The organism is Pantoea sp. Morm, from assembly GCF_016643525.1.
In the GTDB taxonomy this organism is placed as follows: Bacteria; Pseudomonadota; Gammaproteobacteria; order Enterobacterales; family Enterobacteriaceae; genus Pantoea; species Pantoea dispersa.
Window position 1 is genome coordinate 1 of the sequence record NZ_VOQX01000091.1, and the last position, 16747, is coordinate 16747.

General features: G+C 57.9%; 14 protein-coding genes and 1 riboswitch. Of the genes, 8 read left to right on the forward strand and 6 right to left on the reverse strand.

Annotated elements, in window-relative coordinates; genetic code table 11:
- The coding region (rpoC, locus tag FT726_RS22115; protein ID WP_346303450.1) for a DNA-directed RNA polymerase subunit beta' at positions 1-3383 on the forward strand (3383 nt) is incomplete at its 5' end.
- Positions 3384-3449: 66 nt separating this feature from the next.
- On the opposite strand, the gene FT726_RS22120 is transcribed toward rpoC, so the two are convergent.
- Positions 3450-3635, reverse strand: coding sequence for a DUF1127 domain-containing protein (locus FT726_RS22120; protein WP_021508203.1), 186 nt, complete (start codon positions 3633-3635; stop codon positions 3450-3452).
- 175 nt (positions 3636-3810) lie between these two features.
- Here FT726_RS22120 and FT726_RS22125 point away from each other — a divergent pair, with 175 nt between their 5' ends.
- Positions 3811-5265: a PLP-dependent aminotransferase family protein gene (locus tag FT726_RS22125; protein WP_211725630.1), complete on the forward strand. Its 1455-nt coding sequence runs from the start codon at positions 3811-3813 to the stop codon at positions 5263-5265.
- Positions 5266-5436: 171 nt separating this feature from the next.
- Here the strand turns inward: FT726_RS22125 and thiE are convergent, their stop codons facing one another.
- From thiE to FT726_RS22140, 3 genes are all read right to left on the reverse strand, one after another.
- Positions 5437-6075: a thiamine phosphate synthase gene (gene thiE / locus FT726_RS22130; protein ID WP_297203853.1), complete on the reverse strand. Its 639-nt coding sequence runs from the start codon at positions 6073-6075 to the stop codon at positions 5437-5439.
- Positions 6075-7997 carry a phosphomethylpyrimidine synthase ThiC gene (thiC, locus tag FT726_RS22135; protein ID WP_088517690.1) on the reverse strand — a complete coding sequence of 641 codons (1923 nt, stop codon included), beginning with the start codon at positions 7995-7997 and terminating at the stop codon, positions 6075-6077. Before thiC ends, thiE begins: the two co-directional genes overlap by 1 nt.
- A 90-nt stretch (positions 7998-8087) precedes the next feature.
- A riboswitch (TPP riboswitch) is annotated at positions 8088-8188 on the reverse strand.
- A 151-nt stretch (positions 8189-8339) separates the two neighbouring features.
- The gene (locus tag FT726_RS22140; RefSeq protein WP_021508199.1) at positions 8340-8846 is read right to left on the reverse strand and encodes an Rsd/AlgQ family anti-sigma factor; all 507 of its coding nucleotides are present in this window, start codon (positions 8844-8846) and stop codon (positions 8340-8342) included.
- An 88-nt stretch (positions 8847-8934) separates the two neighbouring features.
- Here FT726_RS22140 and nudC point away from each other — a divergent pair, with 88 nt between their 5' ends.
- From nudC to FT726_RS22170, 6 genes are all read left to right on the forward strand, one after another.
- The gene (gene nudC, locus FT726_RS22145) at positions 8935-9708 is read left to right on the forward strand and encodes an NAD(+) diphosphatase (RefSeq protein WP_021508198.1); all 774 of its coding nucleotides are present in this window, start codon (positions 8935-8937) and stop codon (positions 9706-9708) included.
- A 39-nt stretch (positions 9709-9747) separates the two neighbouring features.
- The gene (gene hemE / locus FT726_RS22150) at positions 9748-10815 is read left to right on the forward strand and encodes a uroporphyrinogen decarboxylase (RefSeq protein ID WP_132467026.1); all 1068 of its coding nucleotides are present in this window, start codon (positions 9748-9750) and stop codon (positions 10813-10815) included.
- 2 nt (positions 10816-10817) lie between these two features.
- On the forward strand, positions 10818-11486 hold the full coding sequence (nfi, locus tag FT726_RS22155) for a deoxyribonuclease V (protein WP_058758905.1): 669 nt from the start codon (positions 10818-10820) through the stop codon (positions 11484-11486).
- A 62-nt stretch (positions 11487-11548) separates the two neighbouring features.
- The gene (locus FT726_RS22160; RefSeq protein ID WP_058758906.1) at positions 11549-12139 is read left to right on the forward strand and encodes a YjaG family protein; all 591 of its coding nucleotides are present in this window, start codon (positions 11549-11551) and stop codon (positions 12137-12139) included.
- Positions 12140-12327: 188 nt separating this feature from the next.
- Positions 12328-12600 carry a nucleoid-associated protein HU-alpha gene (hupA, locus tag FT726_RS22165; protein WP_006121511.1) on the forward strand — a complete coding sequence of 91 codons (273 nt, stop codon included), beginning with the start codon at positions 12328-12330 and terminating at the stop codon, positions 12598-12600.
- A gap of 68 nt (positions 12601-12668) precedes the next feature.
- Entirely contained in the window at positions 12669-13334 is a 666-nt protein-coding gene (locus tag FT726_RS22170; protein ID WP_150059787.1) for a DUF1481 domain-containing protein, read from the forward strand.
- Between the two features lie 28 nt (positions 13335-13362).
- On the opposite strand, the gene purD is transcribed toward FT726_RS22170, so the two are convergent.
- Complete coding sequence (gene purD, locus FT726_RS22175) at positions 13363-14643, reverse strand: phosphoribosylamine--glycine ligase (protein ID WP_021508193.1); 1281 nt, start codon at positions 14641-14643, stop codon at positions 13363-13365.
- 18 nt (positions 14644-14661) lie between these two features.
- Positions 14662-16251, reverse strand: coding sequence for a bifunctional phosphoribosylaminoimidazolecarboxamide formyltransferase/IMP cyclohydrolase (purH, locus tag FT726_RS22180; protein WP_346303451.1), 1590 nt, complete (start codon positions 16249-16251; stop codon positions 14662-14664).
- Positions 16252-16747: the final 496 nt, after the last annotated feature.

The window sequence follows — 16747 nt, forward strand, 5'->3', positions numbered from 1 at the left end:
GTCTGCGGGATCTGGCTGCGCCAGATAGCAGCGTACGTAACGAAAAACGTATGCTGCGGGAAGCGGTAGATGCCCTGCTGGATAACGGCCGTCGCGGTCGTGCCATCACCGGCTCTAACAAACGTCCTCTGAAATCTTTGGCCGACATGATCAAAGGTAAGCAGGGTCGTTTCCGTCAGAACCTGCTGGGTAAACGTGTTGACTACTCCGGTCGTTCGGTTATCACCGTCGGTCCATACCTGCGTCTGCATCAGTGCGGTCTGCCGAAGAAAATGGCACTGGAACTGTTCAAACCGTTCATCTACGGCAAGCTGGAACTGCGTGGCCTCGCGACCACCATTAAAGCGGCCAAGAAAATGGTTGAGCGCGAAGAAGCGGTGGTCTGGGATATCCTAGATGAAGTGATTCGCGAACACCCGGTACTGCTGAACCGTGCACCAACCCTGCACCGTCTGGGTATCCAGGCGTTTGAACCGGTTCTGATCGAAGGTAAAGCGATCCAGCTGCACCCGCTGGTGTGTGCGGCGTATAACGCCGACTTCGATGGTGACCAGATGGCTGTTCACGTACCGCTGACGCTGGAAGCCCAGCTGGAAGCGCGTGCGCTGATGATGTCTACCAACAACATTCTGTCTCCAGCGAACGGCGAGCCAATCATCGTTCCTTCACAGGACGTTGTTCTGGGTCTGTACTACATGACCCGTGACAAAGTGAACGCCAAAGGCGAAGGCATGGTACTGACCGGCCCGAAAGAAGCTGAGCGTGTTTACCGCGCTGGCCAGGCCGAGCTGCATGCACGCGTTAAAGTGCGTATCACTGAATACAGCAAAAATGAGCAGGAAGAGCTCGTTGCGAAAACCAGCCTGATCGACACCACCATTGGTCGTGCGATCCTGTGGATGATCGTACCGAAAGGTTTGCCTTACTCCATCGTCAACCAGGCGCTGGGTAAGAAAGCGATCTCTAAGATGCTGAACACCTGTTACCGCATCCTGGGCCTGAAGCCGACCGTTATCTTTGCTGACCAGACCATGTACACCGGCTTTGCCTATGCAGCCCGTTCAGGTGCCTCAGTCGGTATCGACGACATGGTGATTCCTGCCAAGAAAGCAGAAATCATTGCAGAAGCCGAAGCGGAAGTGGCCGAGATCCAGGAGCAGTTCCAGTCTGGTCTGGTTACCGCGGGCGAACGTTATAACAAAGTCATCGATATCTGGGCTGCGGCTAACGAACGCGTATCCAAAGCGATGATGGATAACCTGCAGACCGAAACCGTGATCAACCGTCACGGCGAAGAAGAGCAGCAGGTTTCGTTCAACAGCATCTACATGATGGCCGACTCCGGTGCGCGTGGTTCTGCGGCACAGATTCGTCAGCTGGCAGGTATGCGTGGTCTGATGGCGAAGCCAGATGGCTCCATCATCGAGACGCCGATCACCGCGAACTTCCGTGAAGGTCTGAACGTACTCCAGTACTTCATCTCGACCCACGGTGCGCGTAAAGGTCTGGCCGATACCGCACTGAAAACGGCGAACTCCGGTTACCTGACCCGCCGTCTGGTTGACGTGGCGCAGGACCTGGTGGTCACCGAAGACGACTGTGGCACATTCGAAGGCATCATGATGACTCCGGTCATCGAAGGTGGCGACGTTAAAGAGCCGCTGCGTGAGCGTGTACTGGGTCGTGTGACGGCAGAAGACGTGCTGAAGCCGGGCACTGCGGACATCCTGATCCCGCGTAACACCCTGATCGATGAGCACTGGTGTGACGTGGTTGAACTGAACTCCGTGGACGCAATTAAAGTGCGTTCCGTGGTGAGCTGTGAAACCGACTTCGGTGTGTGTGCACACTGCTACGGTCGCGATCTGGCACGTGGTCACATCATCAACAAAGGTGAGGCCATCGGCGTTATCGCAGCACAGTCCATCGGTGAGCCGGGTACCCAGCTGACCATGCGTACCTTCCACATCGGTGGTGCGGCATCGCGTGCGGCAGCTGAATCCAGCATTCAGGTGAAGAACAAAGGTACTATCAAGCTGACCAACGCCAAGTCAGTAACCAACTCCTCCGGGAAACTGGTTATCGTCTCGCGTAACGTTGAGCTGAAGATGATCGACGAGTTCGGTCGTACCAAAGAGAGCTATAAAGTGCCTTACGGTGCGGTCATGGCGAAAGGTGATGGCGAGCAGGTTGCCGCGGGCGAAACCGTTGCAAACTGGGATCCACACACCATGCCGGTTATCACCGAAGTGGGCGGTTTCATCCGCTTCACCGACATGATCGACGGTCAGACCATTACCCGTCAGACTGACGACCTCACTGGTCTGTCATCGCTGGTGGTACTGGATTCTGCAGAGCGTACTGCGGGCGGTAAAGACCTGCGTCCGGCACTGAAAATCGTTGATGCCAACGGCAACGACGTATTGATCCCGGGCACCGACATGCCGGCACAGTACTTCCTGCCAGGTAAAGCGATTGTGCAGCTGGAAGATGGCGTGAAGATCAGCTCGGGTGATACCCTGGCGCGTGTTCCGCAGGAATCTGGCGGTACCAAGGACATCACCGGTGGTCTGCCACGCGTTGCCGACCTGTTCGAAGCGCGTCGTCCGAAAGAGCCAGCTATCCTGGCGGAGATCAGCGGTATCATCTCCTTCGGTAAAGAGACCAAAGGCAAGCGTCGTCTGGTGATCACCCCGGTTGACGGTAGCGATCCGTATGAAGAGATGATTCCGAAATGGCGTCAGCTCAACGTATTCGAAGGTGAACGTGTAGAACGTGGTGACGTCGTATCCGACGGCCCGGAGTCTCCGCACGACATCCTGCGTCTGCGTGGCGTCCATGCTGTGACCCGTTACATCACTAACGAAGTGCAGGAAGTTTACCGCCTGCAGGGCGTTAAGATTAACGATAAGCACATCGAAGTCATCGTGCGTCAGATGCTGCGTAAAGCAACCATCATGAACGCGGGTAGCTCGGAGTTCCTGGAAGGCGAGCAGGCGGAAGTCTCTCGTATCAAGATCTCCAACCGCGATCTGGAAGCGAACGGCAAAATCGGCGCGACGTACATGCGTGACCTGCTGGGTATCACCAAAGCCTCGCTGGCAACCGAATCGTTCATCTCTGCGGCATCGTTCCAGGAGACCACCCGTGTCCTGACCGAAGCAGCAGTAGCAGGCAAGCGCGACGAACTGCGCGGCCTGAAAGAGAACGTTATCGTGGGTCGTCTGATCCCGGCCGGTACCGGTTATGCTTACCACCAGGATCGTATGCGTCGCCGTCAGGCGGGTGAAGCACCGGTTGCACCGCAGGTAACTGCGGATGAAGCCTCTGCCAGCCTCGCTGAGCTGCTGAACGCCGGTCTGGGCGGTAGCGACGACGAATAATCGTCTGCTCTGCTGACCATGAAAAAACCCTGCCTCGGCAGGGTTTTTTTTCGTCTGAAATCCGCGTTATTTCTGATTGATATCCTGACGCGTCAGCCCGATGTCACGCAGCTGCGCATCACTCAGGTGCGAAAGAATCTCCCGCGTTTCCCGTCTGGCATGCCAGCGTTTTATCGCGCGCACGCCGCCACGGAAGATATCGAGTAAGGTCACGCTGAACGGTTTTGCCGCCCGGTTCTGATCGAATTCCATTATCCCAGCCCTCAGTATGATGTCTGAACAACATTTTCCCTCTGATGGCGAATTCAATACAGATTCAAAAATCACTTATCTTTAACATACAGATTGCGCCCGTACCGATCTGAATGGTAGAAATAGGCGTCATCTGTACTGATTTTTGATCACCGTTAACGCAGCGAGGCACACAATGACGCGCTATCAACATCTGGCCTGTCTGCTTTCAGACCGTATTGAGCAGGGGCTGTATCGCAGCGGCGAACGCTTGCCCTCGGTGCGTACGCTCAGCATTGAGCACGGCGTCAGCATCAGTACCGTGCAGCAGGCTTATCATCTGCTGGAAGAGAAGCAGCTTATCGTGCCGCAGCCGCGTTCCGGCTATTTTGTCGCTACCCGTAAAGCCACGCCGCCGGTTCCCGCAATGACCCGACCCGTACAGCGTCCGGTTGAGATCACCCAGTGGGAATCGGTGCTGGAGCTGCTGAGCAGCCGCATTAATGGCGACGTGCTGCAGCTGGGCAGCGGCATGCCGGACCTGACCCAGCCGACGCTCAAGCCGCTGTGGAAAATCATGGGCCGCATGGCGCAGAAGCAGGATATTGATCAGCTCAACTATGACAGCCTGCTCGGCGTGGCAGCGCTGCGCGAGCAGATTGCGCGGCTGACAATTGACAGCGGCTGTCAGCTGACGGCGGAAGATATTGTCATCACTACCGGTTGCCATGAAGCGCTGTCGGTGTCGATTCGCGCCGTGTGCGAGCCAGGCGATATCATTGCCGTCGAGTCGCCAGCGTTTCACGGCACCATGCAGACACTGCGCGGTCTGGGCATTCGCGCCATTGAAATCCCTACCGATGCGGTCAGCGGGATCAGCCTTGAGGCGCTGGAGCTGGCGTTTGAGCAGTGGCCAATCAAAGCGGTGGTGGTGGTACCCAACTGCAATAATCCGCTCGGATTTATCATGCCGGAAACGCGTAAGCGCGCGCTGCTGACGCTGGCGCAGCGCTTTGACGCGGCAATCATTGAGGATGATGTCTATGGCGAGCTGGCGTGGGAGTATCCGCGTCCGATCACCATCAAATCGCTGGATATGGATGGCCGCGTGCTGCTGTGCAGCTCGTTTTCCAAAACCCTGGCGCCCGGCTTGCGCGTGGGCTGGGTCGCGCCGGGACGCTATCGCGATCGCGTACTGCACATGAAATATATTGGCACCGGTTCGACGGCAACGCAGCCGCAGTATGCGGTCGCAGAGTTTATTCGTCAGGGCCATTACCTGCCGCATTTGCGCCGCATGCGTCAGGTGTATCAGCGTAACTATGAGACGTTTAGTTGCTGGGTGCGCCACTATTTTCCCTGCGGCATTTGCGTCTCGCGGCCGCAGGGCAGTTTCCTGATGTGGATTGAGCTGCCGGAAGCCTTCGATGCGGTGCGGCTGAATGCGGAGCTGCGGGAGCTGAAAATCCAGGTGGCGGTCGGTTCGCTGTTTTCGGCGGCGGGTAAATATCGCAACTGTCTGCGCCTCAATTATGGTCTGCCAATGAATGAGCAAACCGAGCAGGCGATTGCCAGCCTCGGCGCAGCCGTGGAGCGTGCCATGCAGGCCTGCAGTGCGGAAACGCGCCATATCACCTCCCTGACAGAATAACGGTGGAAAGGCAGGGCCGGACAGAGAGTCGGGGAAGCCAGCCCTGGCCCGCTGCAAGCGACAGCGGGCAGGCTCACTTTAGCGCTTGTCCCCGGTCGCGCCAGCCCTGACTGCTGCCGTTTGCGCGCCGTATTCGCGGATTTTTAGCGCCGTTGCAGTCAGTTACAACGCTTATGCGACATGCTCTGGGGATTCTACCAGCGCCAGCAGCTGGCGGGTGGCCGCCTGCCAGTCTTCCGCCTGGGTAATCGCGCTGACCACGGCAATGCTGCCGACGCCAGTCGCCAGCACCTCCGGCACGCGTGCCAGCGAAATGCCGCCAATCGCCACGGTGGGAATATGCTGTAGCCGCGCCAGATGGCGCTTCAGCTCGGCAATGCCCTGCGGCGCAGAGGGCATCTCTTTGGTTTGTGTCGGAAAGATGTGGCCGAGCGCAATATAGGACGGACGCAGCGCCAGTGCGCGATCCAGCTCGGCGTCATCGTGTGTCGACAGACCCAGGCGTAAGCCGGCGTGGCGGATAGCGTTCAGGTCGGCCACATCCAGATCTTCCTGACCAAGATGCACACCATAGGCGTTGTACTTAATCGCTAAACGCCAGTAATCGTTGATAAACAGCCGCGCGCCGTACTGTTTGCCCAGGGCGATGGCATCGCGTACCGCGGCTTCAATCTGGCGATCATCGCCATCTTTGATGCGCAGCTGGAGGGTGCGCACGCCGGCTGCCAGCAGGCGTTCAATCCACAACACGCTGTCGACAACCGGATAGAGCCCCAGTTTTGGCGCGGTGGCAGGGAAGGCTTCAGTCATCATTTTTCCTCTTTAAGGGCATCGGCGGCGTGATACAGCTCGCCGCCACGGCTACGGAAGGCATCGGACATTTGCGCCATCCCCAGCGCTATCGGCTGGGCTTCCGCCTGCTGGCGGGCGGCAAATTCGCGCACTTCCTGGGTGATTTTCATTGAACAGAATTTGGGGCCGCACATGGAACAGAAGTGGGCCACTTTGCCGGATTCCTGCGGCAGGGTTTCGTCGTGATAGGCCCGCGCGGTATGCGGATCGAGCGCCAGATTAAACTGATCTTCCCAGCGAAACTCGAAGCGAGCTTTCGACATGGCGTTGTCGCGGATCTGCGCGCCGGGATGGCCTTTAGCCAGATCGGCAGCGTGCGCGGCGATCTTGTAGGTAATCAGCCCCTGCTTAACATCCTCTTTATTCGGCAGGCCAAGGTGCTCTTTCGGCGTGACGTAGCACAGCATCGCGCAGCCAAACCAGCCGATCATGGCGGCGCCAATCCCGGAGGTGAAATGATCGTAGCCCGGCGCGATATCGGTCGTCAGCGGGCCCAGCGTATAAAACGGCGCTTCATGGCAGTGTTCCAGCTGCTCGGTCATATTGCGGCGGATCATCTGCATCGGCACGTGACCGGGGCCTTCAATCATGACCTGCACATCATATTGCCAGGCGATTTGCGTCAGCTCGCCTAAGGTACGCAGTTCGGCAAACTGGGCTTCGTCGTTGGCGTCCTGAATCGAGCCGGGGCGTAAACCATCACCGAGAGACAGCGCCACATCATAGGCGGCGCAGATTTCACAGATTTCGCGGAAATGCTGGTAGAGGAAGTTTTCCTGATGATGTGACAGACACCACTTCGCCATGATTGAGCCGCCGCGCGACACGATGCCGGTCAGCCGTTGTGCAGTCATCGGCACATAGCGCAGCAGCACGCCCGCGTGAATGGTGAAGTAATCAACACCCTGCTCAGCCTGTTCCAGCAGGGTATCGCGGAAAATGTCCCAGTTAAGATCTTCTGCGATGCCGTTGACCTTTTCCAGCGCCTGATAGATTGGCACCGTGCCGATCGGCACCGGACTGTTGCGCAAAATCCACTCGCGCGTTTCATGGATATAGCGGCCGGTCGACAGATCCATCACGGTATCTGCCCCCCAGCGCGTGGCCCACACCAGTTTTTCCACTTCCTCTTCAATCGACGAACTTACCGCCGAGTTGCCGATGTTGGCGTTGACCTTCACCAGAAAATTGCGGCCGATAATCATCGGCTCCGATTCCGGATGATTGATGTTGGCAGGAATGATGGCGCGGCCGCTGGCCACTTCAGCGCGCACAAATTCGGCGCTGATATTCTCCGGCAGCTGCGCGCCAAAGCCGTGGCCGGCGTGCTGCTGCAACAGCGTTGCACTGCGGATACGCTCACGTCCCATGTTTTCGCGCAGCGCGATGAACTCCATCTCCGGCGTGATAATGCCCTGACGCGCATAGTGCAGCTGCGTGACGCGGCGACCCGCTTTGGCCCGGCGCGGCTGCGGCAGGTGTTCAAAACGCAGATGATCCAGCCCGTCATCTGCCAGCCGCTGCTGACTGTAGCTTGAGCTGAGTGCGCTGATGGTTTCGCTGTCGTTGCGTTCGGCAATCCAGCCGGCGCGTAATTTTGCCAGACCCTGATGCACATTAATGGTCGCGTGGGGATCGCCATAGGCACCGGCAGTGTCATACACCGGCACCGGTTCATTTTCTGCGTATTGCGGATGATCTTTGCTGCCGCCGGTGTGCGTCGGGCTGAGCTGAATTTCGCGCATCGGGACGCGGATATCCGCGCGGCTGCCGCTGATCCAGATACGTTTTGAGTTAGGGAAGGCGGTTCCCTGGAGCGAATCGATAAATTTTTGCGCCTGCGCGCGTTGTTCACGACGTGAGGTTTTAGCATCAGACATAGCAAGTTTCCTGAAAACAAGGGGAAGCTGCTTGTCCGGAGTCCGGAAGGAGTAACAGAAACGGTGCGGGCGCCTGACTGCACCGTGCTGATCACATCTACTCTTGTTCCCTTCGCAGGTACTAACCTGATCAGGTTCCGCGGATCCCGAATTAACGGTCTCAGCCCCTAAGGGCACTCCGACAAGTTTACGTTTTACGCGATAAGCGACTTTACTGACTGCTGCACGCTGCGCTTATATCGCAAAGTTTGATTGTGGATTGTCGTTAAAAAGACAATAAAAAAGCCCATTCAGCATAAAAGGGCTTTTCCTGAATAACAAGTCTTTTACAACTGCAGCGGTTCAGGCCGGACGAGCAATGGTGCTGTCATTGGCCACCGGCGGGCGCGCCAGCTGGTTATCCCAGGCGAGCTGAATCAGTTTGTCTTCCAGCGTAAAGCGTGACTCCAGCGCTTCGCCCACTTCTGACAGCGCCTGCTGGAAATCCACGCAGTTGTCGTCATTAATGGCCTGCTGCAGATGGCTGTCATACAGTTGCATCAGCCGTTCAGTATTGCCTTCCAGCGCCGGATAGATCTGCGCTGCCGCAATCATCGGGCTGTCGCCGGACATCTCGCTGATGATGCGCTCGTAAACGCTGAAGTGGCCGGTAGAGAGATAGTCCACCAGACGATGGCAAAACGCATCCAGCGCCTGTTCATCCAGCGCGGTCAGCGCTTCTTTGTTCGGCTTCATGCCAATTAACTCGTAATAGGTGACGAGCAGCTGTCGACGGGCGCGCAACCATGAGTCGACTAATTCATTACCGCCACCTACACGCTCGGTCAGGTTATCTAACTGGGTAAGCATACGGGGCTCCAGGTGAGTTATAGTTGTTTATTACACACTTAACATCAGGATTTCAGCGTGCCATTTGACGCTAAGGACAACGATTAAGATGCAACGTGAGATCTCAAGCGTAGACGCTGGCTGGTGGATTGTCAGCTCTGCGCAGAAACTTTGGTTGCCGCAAGGCGAGTTGCCGCATGGCTTATCCGGCGAGTTTGGCCTGACCGGCAGCAGCGGCAGAGTGATTGGCGAGTGGCAGGGCGAAAACGTCTGGCTGGTATGCGAAGCGCGTCCGGACAATATGGCCTCGGTGCGCCAGCTGATTGACGAAGATGTCGGTCTGTTTCAGCTCGCCGGGCGCGGCGTGCAGCTGGCAGAGTTCTACCGTTCGCATCGCTGGTGCGGCTATTGCGGCCATGAAATGCAGCACAGCAAGCGCGAATTTGCCTGCCTGTGCAGCCACTGCCGGGAGCGCTACTATCCGCAAATCGCCCCCTGCATCATTGTGGCGATTCGTCGCGGTGAGGAGATCCTGCTGGCAAACCATGCGCGCCATCGCAACAGCATCTACACCGTGCTGGCCGGTTTTGTCGAAGTCGGCGAAACGCTGGAGCAGGCGGTGGCCCGCGAGGTGATGGAAGAGAGCAACGTGCGGGTAAAAAATGTGCGTTACGTGACCTCGCAGCCGTGGCCGTTCCCGCACTCGCTGATGATGGCGTTCATGGCGGAGTACGATGGCGGCGAGCTGCAGCACGATGGTAAAGAGCTGCTGGATGCTGGCTGGTATCGCTACGACGATCTGCCCCTGTTGCCGCCGCCGGGCACCGTGGCGCGCCGGCTGATTGAAGATACGGTTGCGCTGTGTCGCGCCAGCGCGGCGTGAAAATGCTACACTGCCGGCCTTAGCATGAGAGAGCCCATTATGAGTGAACTGAAGAACGATCGTTATCTGCGCGCCCTGTTACGCCAGCCGGTGGATATCACCCCGGTATGGATGATGCGACAAGCCGGGCGTTACCTGCCGGAATACAAAGCCACGCGCGCTGAGGCCGGTGATTTTATGTCGCTGTGTAAGAACGCGGAGCTGGCATGCGAAGTCACCCTGCAGCCGCTGCGCCGCTATGCGCTGGATGCCGCGATCCTCTTCAGCGATATCCTCACCATTCCGGATGCGATGGGCCTGGGGCTCTACTTTGAGACCGGCGAAGGCCCGCGTTTCTCCCATCCAATCACCTGTCGTGCCGATGTGGATAAACTGCCGGTGCCGGATCCGGAGCAGGAGCTGGGTTACGTGATGAATGCGGTGCGCACCATCCGTCACAACCTCAAAGGCGAAGTGCCGCTGATCGGTTTCTCCGGCAGCCCGTGGACGCTGGCAACCTACATGGTAGAAGGCGGCAGCAGCAAGGCTTTCACCAAAATCAAGAAGATGATGTACGCCGAGCCGCAGACACTGCACGCGCTGCTGGATAAGCTGGCAGAGAGCGTGATCCTTTACCTCAACGCGCAGATTAAAGCGGGTGCGCAGTCGGTGATGGTGTTTGATACCTGGGGCGGCGTGCTGACCGGGCGCGACTATCGCGAATTCTCACTCTATTACATGCACAAAATCGTCGACAGCGTGCTGCATGAGAACGAAGGACGACGCGTGCCCATCACCCTGTTTACCAAGGGCGGCGGCCAGTGGCTGGAAGAGATGGCGGCCACCGGCTGTGATGCGCTGGGTCTTGACTGGACCACCGATATTGGCGAAGCGCGGCGCCGTGTGGGCGATAAAGTCGCGCTGCAGGGCAACATGGATCCGTCTATGCTGTATGCACCCCCTGCACGAATTGAGCAGGAAGTGGCAGGGATTCTGGAAGGCTTTGGCGCAGGCGAAGGCCACGTCTTCAACCTCGGTCACGGGATTCATCAGGATGTTCCGCCAGAGCACGCTGGCGCGTTTGTGGAGGCGGTGCATCGGCTATCACGACCATATCATCAGGGATAAGCATGGATTTAGCCGCACTACGACAGCAACAGGTACAGCTCGCCGCCAGCGTGGTGCGGCAGGATGATTTTGACGTACTGCCGCCGCGCTTCATTGGCGGCGCCGATGTTGGTTTTGAACAGGGCGGCGAGGTAACGCGCGCCGCCCTGGTGATCCTCGAATACCCTTCATTAACGCTGGTGGAGCATCGCATCGCGCGTGTCGCGACCACCATGCCTTATATCCCCGGTTTTCTCTCGTTTCGCGAAATTCCAGCCCTGCAGGCGGCGTGGCAGCAATTGTCGCAGCGGCCCGACCTGCTGTTCGTCGACGGCCATGGCATCTCTCATCCGCGCCGGCTGGGCGTTGCCGCGCATTTCGGCTCGCTGCTGGATGTGCCGACCATCGGCGTAGCGAAAAAGCGCCTGTGCGGCCGTTTCGCTGAGCTGGATACGGCACCGGGCAGTCGTCAGCCGCTGATGGATAAAGGCGAGCAGATTGCCTGGGTGTGGCGCAGCAAGACGCGCTGCAACCCGCTGTTTGTCTCAACCGGCCACCGCGTCAGCCTCGACAGCGCACTGCACTGGGTTGAGGCCTGCATGGCCGGCTACCGCTTGCCGGAGCCAACGCGCTGGGCTGATGCCGTAGCGTCTGGCCGTCCCGCTTTTGTGAAGTGGCAAAATGCGCGCTAACGCTGTTTGTGTGCGGCTTTTGCGGTACACTGCCGCCAGCTAATCTACCGAGAGTAAGTTTGATGTTACAGAACCCCGTCCATTTGCGTCTGGCGAAGCTGGAAAGCTGGCAGCACATGACCTTTATGGCCTGTCTGTGCGAGCGGATGTTCCCCAATTACTGGGCCTTCTGTCAGCAGACCGAGTTTGCCGATCCGCAGCTCTATCGCCGCATTCTCGACCTGGTGTGGGAAAGCCTGACGGTGAAGGATGCCAAAATCAATTTCGACAGCCAGCTGGAGAAACTGGAAGCGGCGATCCCAAACGGTGACGACTTTGACGTTTACGGCGTGCACCCGGCGATTGACGCCTGCGTGGCGCTGAGTGAACTCCTGCACGCGCAGCTGAGCGGTGAAACGCTGGAGCACGCCATCGAAGTCAGCCGCACGTCGATCACTACCGTGGCCATCCTCGAAATGACCCAGGCCGGTCGCGAAATGAGCGACGAAGAGCTGCGTGACAACCAGGCGGTAATTGACGAATGGGACCTGCAGTGGGAGATTTTTCGCCTGCTGGCAGAGTGCGAAGAACGGGACCTGGAGCTAATCAAAGGACTACGTGCAGACCTGCGTGAAGCCGGAATCAGTAACATCGGTATAAATTTTCAGCAATAAGGCGAGAAAACGTGACTTCAGGCCCGAATTACCGCGCCTGGAGGCTTCACATCAGCCCCCTGTCTGGTCTACATTTGGGGGGCTGAAAATTGTGGCTATCGGTGCGTGCAGGCTGAAGAGTGCCAGAATATGGCTTTTCCCTCGCACTCGTTGCTTAGCAAGCGATAAATACACTTTAAGGATAACTTATGAACAAGACTCAACTGATTGATGTGATCGCAGAGAAAGCGGACCTGTCTAAAACCCAGGCTAAAGCTGCGCTGGAATCTACCCTGGCTGCGATCACTGAGTCTCTGAAAGAAGGTGATGCTGTACAACTGGTTGGTTTTGGTACTTTTAAAGTGAACCACCGCGCTGAGCGTACCGGTCGCAACCCGCAGACTGGCAAAGAGATCAAAATCGCTGCAGCTAACGTGCCAGCGTTCGTCTCTGGTAAAGCACTGAAAGACGCTGTTAAGTAAGTTTTCCGCATCGCGGTTTAGCTTTAAAAGAGGGGCGATTTCGCCCCTTTTTGTTACCGGGGCCTGCTATGCTGAACATCTCTTCTCAGCGCCTCTGCGCCATCCTCCTCGGGGTATTACTCACCGGCTGCAGTGCCACTCCCGATCTTCCGGCTTTCACCGCCAGCGGCTATCTGTCTGACCGTGGCACGGTGCGAATCTGGCGTAAAAACGGCGACCACGAAGCCGTCCATCTGCGTACTGTCTACACCCCTTTCAATGGCGATAGCCGGGAAACTACCGACTATATCTGGCAGGCGGATAAACTGCTGAGCGTGGAACGGCACGTCACTGGCCAGCAGCCGGACGACGTAACCCTGCGTTTCGACCATCAGGGCAACCTCAATTTTATGCAGCGACAGCTGGCTGGCCGGCGTGAAGCCGTCAGCGCCGACAGCGTCGAGCTGTACCGGTTTGACGCGCAGCGCATGCTGGCGCAGAGCAATGCACTGCTGAGTGGTCGGGTACTGTTGCGGCAGGGGCACTGGCAGGGCGGTACGCAGGTCCGTGACTGTGAGGGGCAGCAGGTGAATGTGGCGTTCGATCGCGACACGCTGGCGACGCTGTATCGACAACAGCAGGGGCAGCAACAGCCGATTACCCTGTCGTGGCTGGAAGCGCCAGAGGGGATTCAACTGCTGCGTGCCACGCCGGAAGATGAGTGCCGCTGGCAGCCGAAAGAGGCTGATTTTTAGCGGCGACCAGCTGGCCGCCGCCGGGGGCTTACTTGCGGTTAATCGCGCGGTAACCGATATCATTACGGCAGAAGCTGCCGTTCCATGAGATGTGCTGCGCCAGCGCGTAGGCATTCTTCTGCGCTGCTGCCACATCTTCACCCAGCGCAGTCACGCACAGTACGCGACCGCCGCTGGTTACCACCAGGTCATCTTTCAGGGTGGTGCCGGCATGGAATACCTTCCCGTCCGGTACGTCTTCCAGCGGCAGACCGTGGATCTGATCGCCCGTGTTGTAGTCGCCCGGATAACCGCCAGCGGCCAGCACCACGCCGAGTGACGGGCGCGGATCCCACTGTGACTGCTGCTGATCGAGCTTGCCGTCGACGGCGGCGAGGCACAGCGCGACCAGATCCGACTGCAGGCGCAGCATGATCGGCTGCGTTTCCGGATCGCCGAAGCGGCAGTTGAATTCGATCACCTTCGGCTGACCGGCTTTGTCGATCATCAGACCGGCATACAGGAAACCGGTGTAGGTGTTACCTTCCGCTTTCATGCCGTTGACGGTTGGCCAGATGATCTGATCCATCACGCGCTGGTGGATCTCATCGGTCACTACCGGTGCCGGTGAGTAAGCGCCCATGCCACCGGTGTTCGGGCCGGTGTCGCCGTCGCCAACACGTTTGTGATCCTGGCTGGTGGCCATCGGCAGGACGTTATCGCCGTCCACCATCACGATGAAGCTGGCTTCTTCACCATCAAGAAACTCTTCGATGACGATGCGGTGACCTGCGTCGCCAAATGCATTGCCGGCCAGCATGTCCTGTACTGCCGCTTCGGCTTCGGCCAGCGTCATGGCGACGATGACGCCTTTACCCGCGGCCAGACCGTCCGCTTTGATGACGATCGGCGCGCCTTTCTCACGCAGGTAAGCCAGCGCGGGTTCCACCTCGGTGAAGTTCTGGTATTCCGCCGTCGGGATCTGCTGGCGGGCAAGGAAATCTTTGGTGAAGGCTTTTGAGCCCTCCAGCTGCGCGGCCGCCTGCGTCGGGCCAAAGATTTTCAGGCCGGCAGCGCGAAACGCATCGACTACGCCAATCACCAGCGGCGCTTCCGGTCCGACGATGGTCAGGTCGATGTTTTCCTGCTGCGCAAACGCCAGCAGTGCCGGAATATCGGTGGCGCTGATGGCCACGTTCTGCAGGGCCGGCTCCAGCGCGGTACCGGCGTTGCCTGGCGCAACAAATACGGTTTCTGCCAGCGGCGACTGTGCTGCTTTCCACGCCAGCGCGTGTTCACGTCCACCATTACCAATCACTAAAATTTTCATCGTTACGGCTCCAGGCTATTAATGGCGGAAATGACGCATGTCAGTGAAGATCATTGCGATGCCGTGCTCGTCGGCGGCAGCAATCACTTCATCATCGCGGATGGAACCGCCCGGCTGGATCACACAGGTGATGCCCACTGCCGCCGCAGCATCAATGCCATCGCGGAACGGGAAGAAGGCGTCGGAAGCCATGGCGGAACCCTTCACCTCCAGTCCTTCGTCAGCGGCTTTGATGCCGGCAATTTTGGCAGAGTAAACGCGGCTCATCTGGCCCGCGCCAATACCGATCGTCATGTTGTCGCGTGCATACACAATGGCGTTGGATTTAACGAACTTCGCCACTTTCCAGCAGAACAGCGCGTCACGCAGTTCCTGTTCGGTCGGCTGACGTTGGCTGACAACGCGCAGCTGGCTGGCATCGACCATACCGAGATCGCGATCCTGAACCAGCAGTCCACCGTTGACGCGTTTGAAGTCGAGACCGGCCACGCGGCTCTGCCACTGACCGCACACCAGAACGCGGACGTTCTGTTTGGCTGCGGTCACGCGCAGTGCCGCTTCACTGGCCGATGGCGCAATAATGACTTCCACGAACTGACGGCTGATGATCGCCTGCGCGGTCGCTTCATCCAGCTCGCGATTAAAGGCGATGATGCCGCCGAACGCCGAGGTCGGATCGGTTTTGTAAGCGCGCTCGTAGGCGGCAAGAATTGAATCGCCTGCGGCGACGCCGCATGGGTTAGCGTGCTTGACGATAACACAGGCTGGCTCGCTGAACTCCTTGACGCACTCCAGTGCCGCATCGGTATCGGCAATATTGTTGTAGGACAGCGCCTTGCCCTGCAGCTGCTGTGCGGTGGCGACCGACGCTTCGCTGACTTGCTCTTCAATATAGAAAGCAGCGTCCTGATGGCTGTTCTCGCCGTAACGCATATCCTGCTTTTTAATAAAGTTGAGGTTCAGGGTGCGCGGGAAGCGGCCCGCCGGCGCAGAGCTTTCGCCGTGATAGGCCGGTACCAGGCTGCCAAAGTAGTTGGCAATCATGCTGTCGTAAGCGGCGGTGTGTTCAAAGGCTTTGATGGCCAGATCGAAACGGGTTTCCAGCGTCAGGGAGTTTTCGTTGGCATCGAGCTCCGCGATGATCGCGTCGTAGTCACTGCTCTTCACCACGATCGCCACGTCTTTGTGGTTCTTGGCTGCCGAGCGCACCATAGTGGGACCGCCGATATCAATGTTCTCAACGGCATCTTCCAGGCTGCAGTCAGGTTTCGCCACGGTCTGGGCAAAGGGATAGAGGTTAACGACCACCATGTCGATAGGATTGATGGCGTGCTCGGCCATGATGGCATCATCAGTGCCGCGACGGCCCAGAATGCCACCGTGCACTTTGGGGTGCAGCGTTTTGACGCGTCCATCCATCATTTCCGGGAAACCGGTGTAGTCAGAAACTTCCGTGACGGGCAGGCCGGCATCTGCCAGCAGGCGCGCGGTGCCACCTGTGGAGAGCAGCTCAACACCACGATGGGAGAGGGCCTGAGCAAATTCGAGGATACCGGCTTTGTCAGAGACACTGAGCAGAGCGCGGCGTACAGGACGACGTTGTTGCATGGTGGTTTTATCCCTTGGCTTTGTTTCGCGTAAATAAGAGCGTTACATCAGGCTTAACTTTCTCTTTCTATATATAGAAGAGAACATTTACCTCAGGTAACGCCCCAAAAGGGGCATCCTTGACGTCGCGGGGCATTGTAGCGAAAACGTTTGCGCGATGCTCGCCTAAATTTATTACCGGCTGCAGATGTGGATAACTTTGTGTGTAACCGGGTATAAGGCGGGGTTTTGCTGTGGAATGCAGCGAACGATTGTTTTTATTGAATTTAGCGGTTGCGCGTGCCGAACAACTCCCTATAATGCGCCTCCATCGACACGGCACAACGACTTACGGAATGCGGTGTAGAGAGGAAGCTTCGTTAAGAACTTCCGCCGGAGAAAAACGCTGAAAAAAGTGTTTGACTCTGAAGGAGGAAAGCGTAATATACGCCACCTCGCGACAGCAGGCCGAACGCCGCGTCGCACCGCTCTTTAACAATTTATCAGACAATCTGTG

Excerpts from the sequence above, each read along its gene's own strand:
- FT726_RS22120 (WP_021508203.1), bottom strand. The coding sequence starts at position 3,635 with ATGGAATTCGATCAGAACCGGGCGGCAAAACCGTTCAGCGTGACCTTA.
- FT726_RS22125 (WP_211725630.1), top strand. The coding sequence starts at position 3,811 with ATGACGCGCTATCAACATCTGGCCTGTCTGCTTTCAGACCGTATTGAG.
- thiE (WP_297203853.1), bottom strand. The coding sequence starts at position 6,075 with ATGACTGAAGCCTTCCCTGCCACCGCGCCAAAACTGGGGCTCTATCCG.
- thiC (WP_088517690.1), bottom strand. The coding sequence starts at position 7,997 with ATGTCTGATGCTAAAACCTCACGTCGTGAACAACGCGCGCAGGCGCAA.
- FT726_RS22140 (WP_021508199.1), bottom strand. The coding sequence starts at position 8,846 with ATGCTTACCCAGTTAGATAACCTGACCGAGCGTGTAGGTGGCGGTAAT.
- nudC (WP_021508198.1), top strand. The coding sequence starts at position 8,935 with ATGCAACGTGAGATCTCAAGCGTAGACGCTGGCTGGTGGATTGTCAGC.
- hemE (WP_132467026.1), top strand. The coding sequence starts at position 9,748 with ATGAGTGAACTGAAGAACGATCGTTATCTGCGCGCCCTGTTACGCCAG.
- nfi (WP_058758905.1), top strand. The coding sequence starts at position 10,818 with ATGGATTTAGCCGCACTACGACAGCAACAGGTACAGCTCGCCGCCAGC.
- FT726_RS22160 (WP_058758906.1), top strand. The coding sequence starts at position 11,549 with ATGTTACAGAACCCCGTCCATTTGCGTCTGGCGAAGCTGGAAAGCTGG.
- hupA (WP_006121511.1), top strand. The coding sequence starts at position 12,328 with ATGAACAAGACTCAACTGATTGATGTGATCGCAGAGAAAGCGGACCTG.
- FT726_RS22170 (WP_150059787.1), top strand. The coding sequence starts at position 12,669 with ATGCTGAACATCTCTTCTCAGCGCCTCTGCGCCATCCTCCTCGGGGTA.
- purD (WP_021508193.1), bottom strand. The coding sequence starts at position 14,643 with ATGAAAATTTTAGTGATTGGTAATGGTGGACGTGAACACGCGCTGGCG.
- purH (WP_346303451.1), bottom strand. The coding sequence starts at position 16,251 with ATGCAACAACGTCGTCCTGTACGCCGCGCTCTGCTCAGTGTCTCTGAC.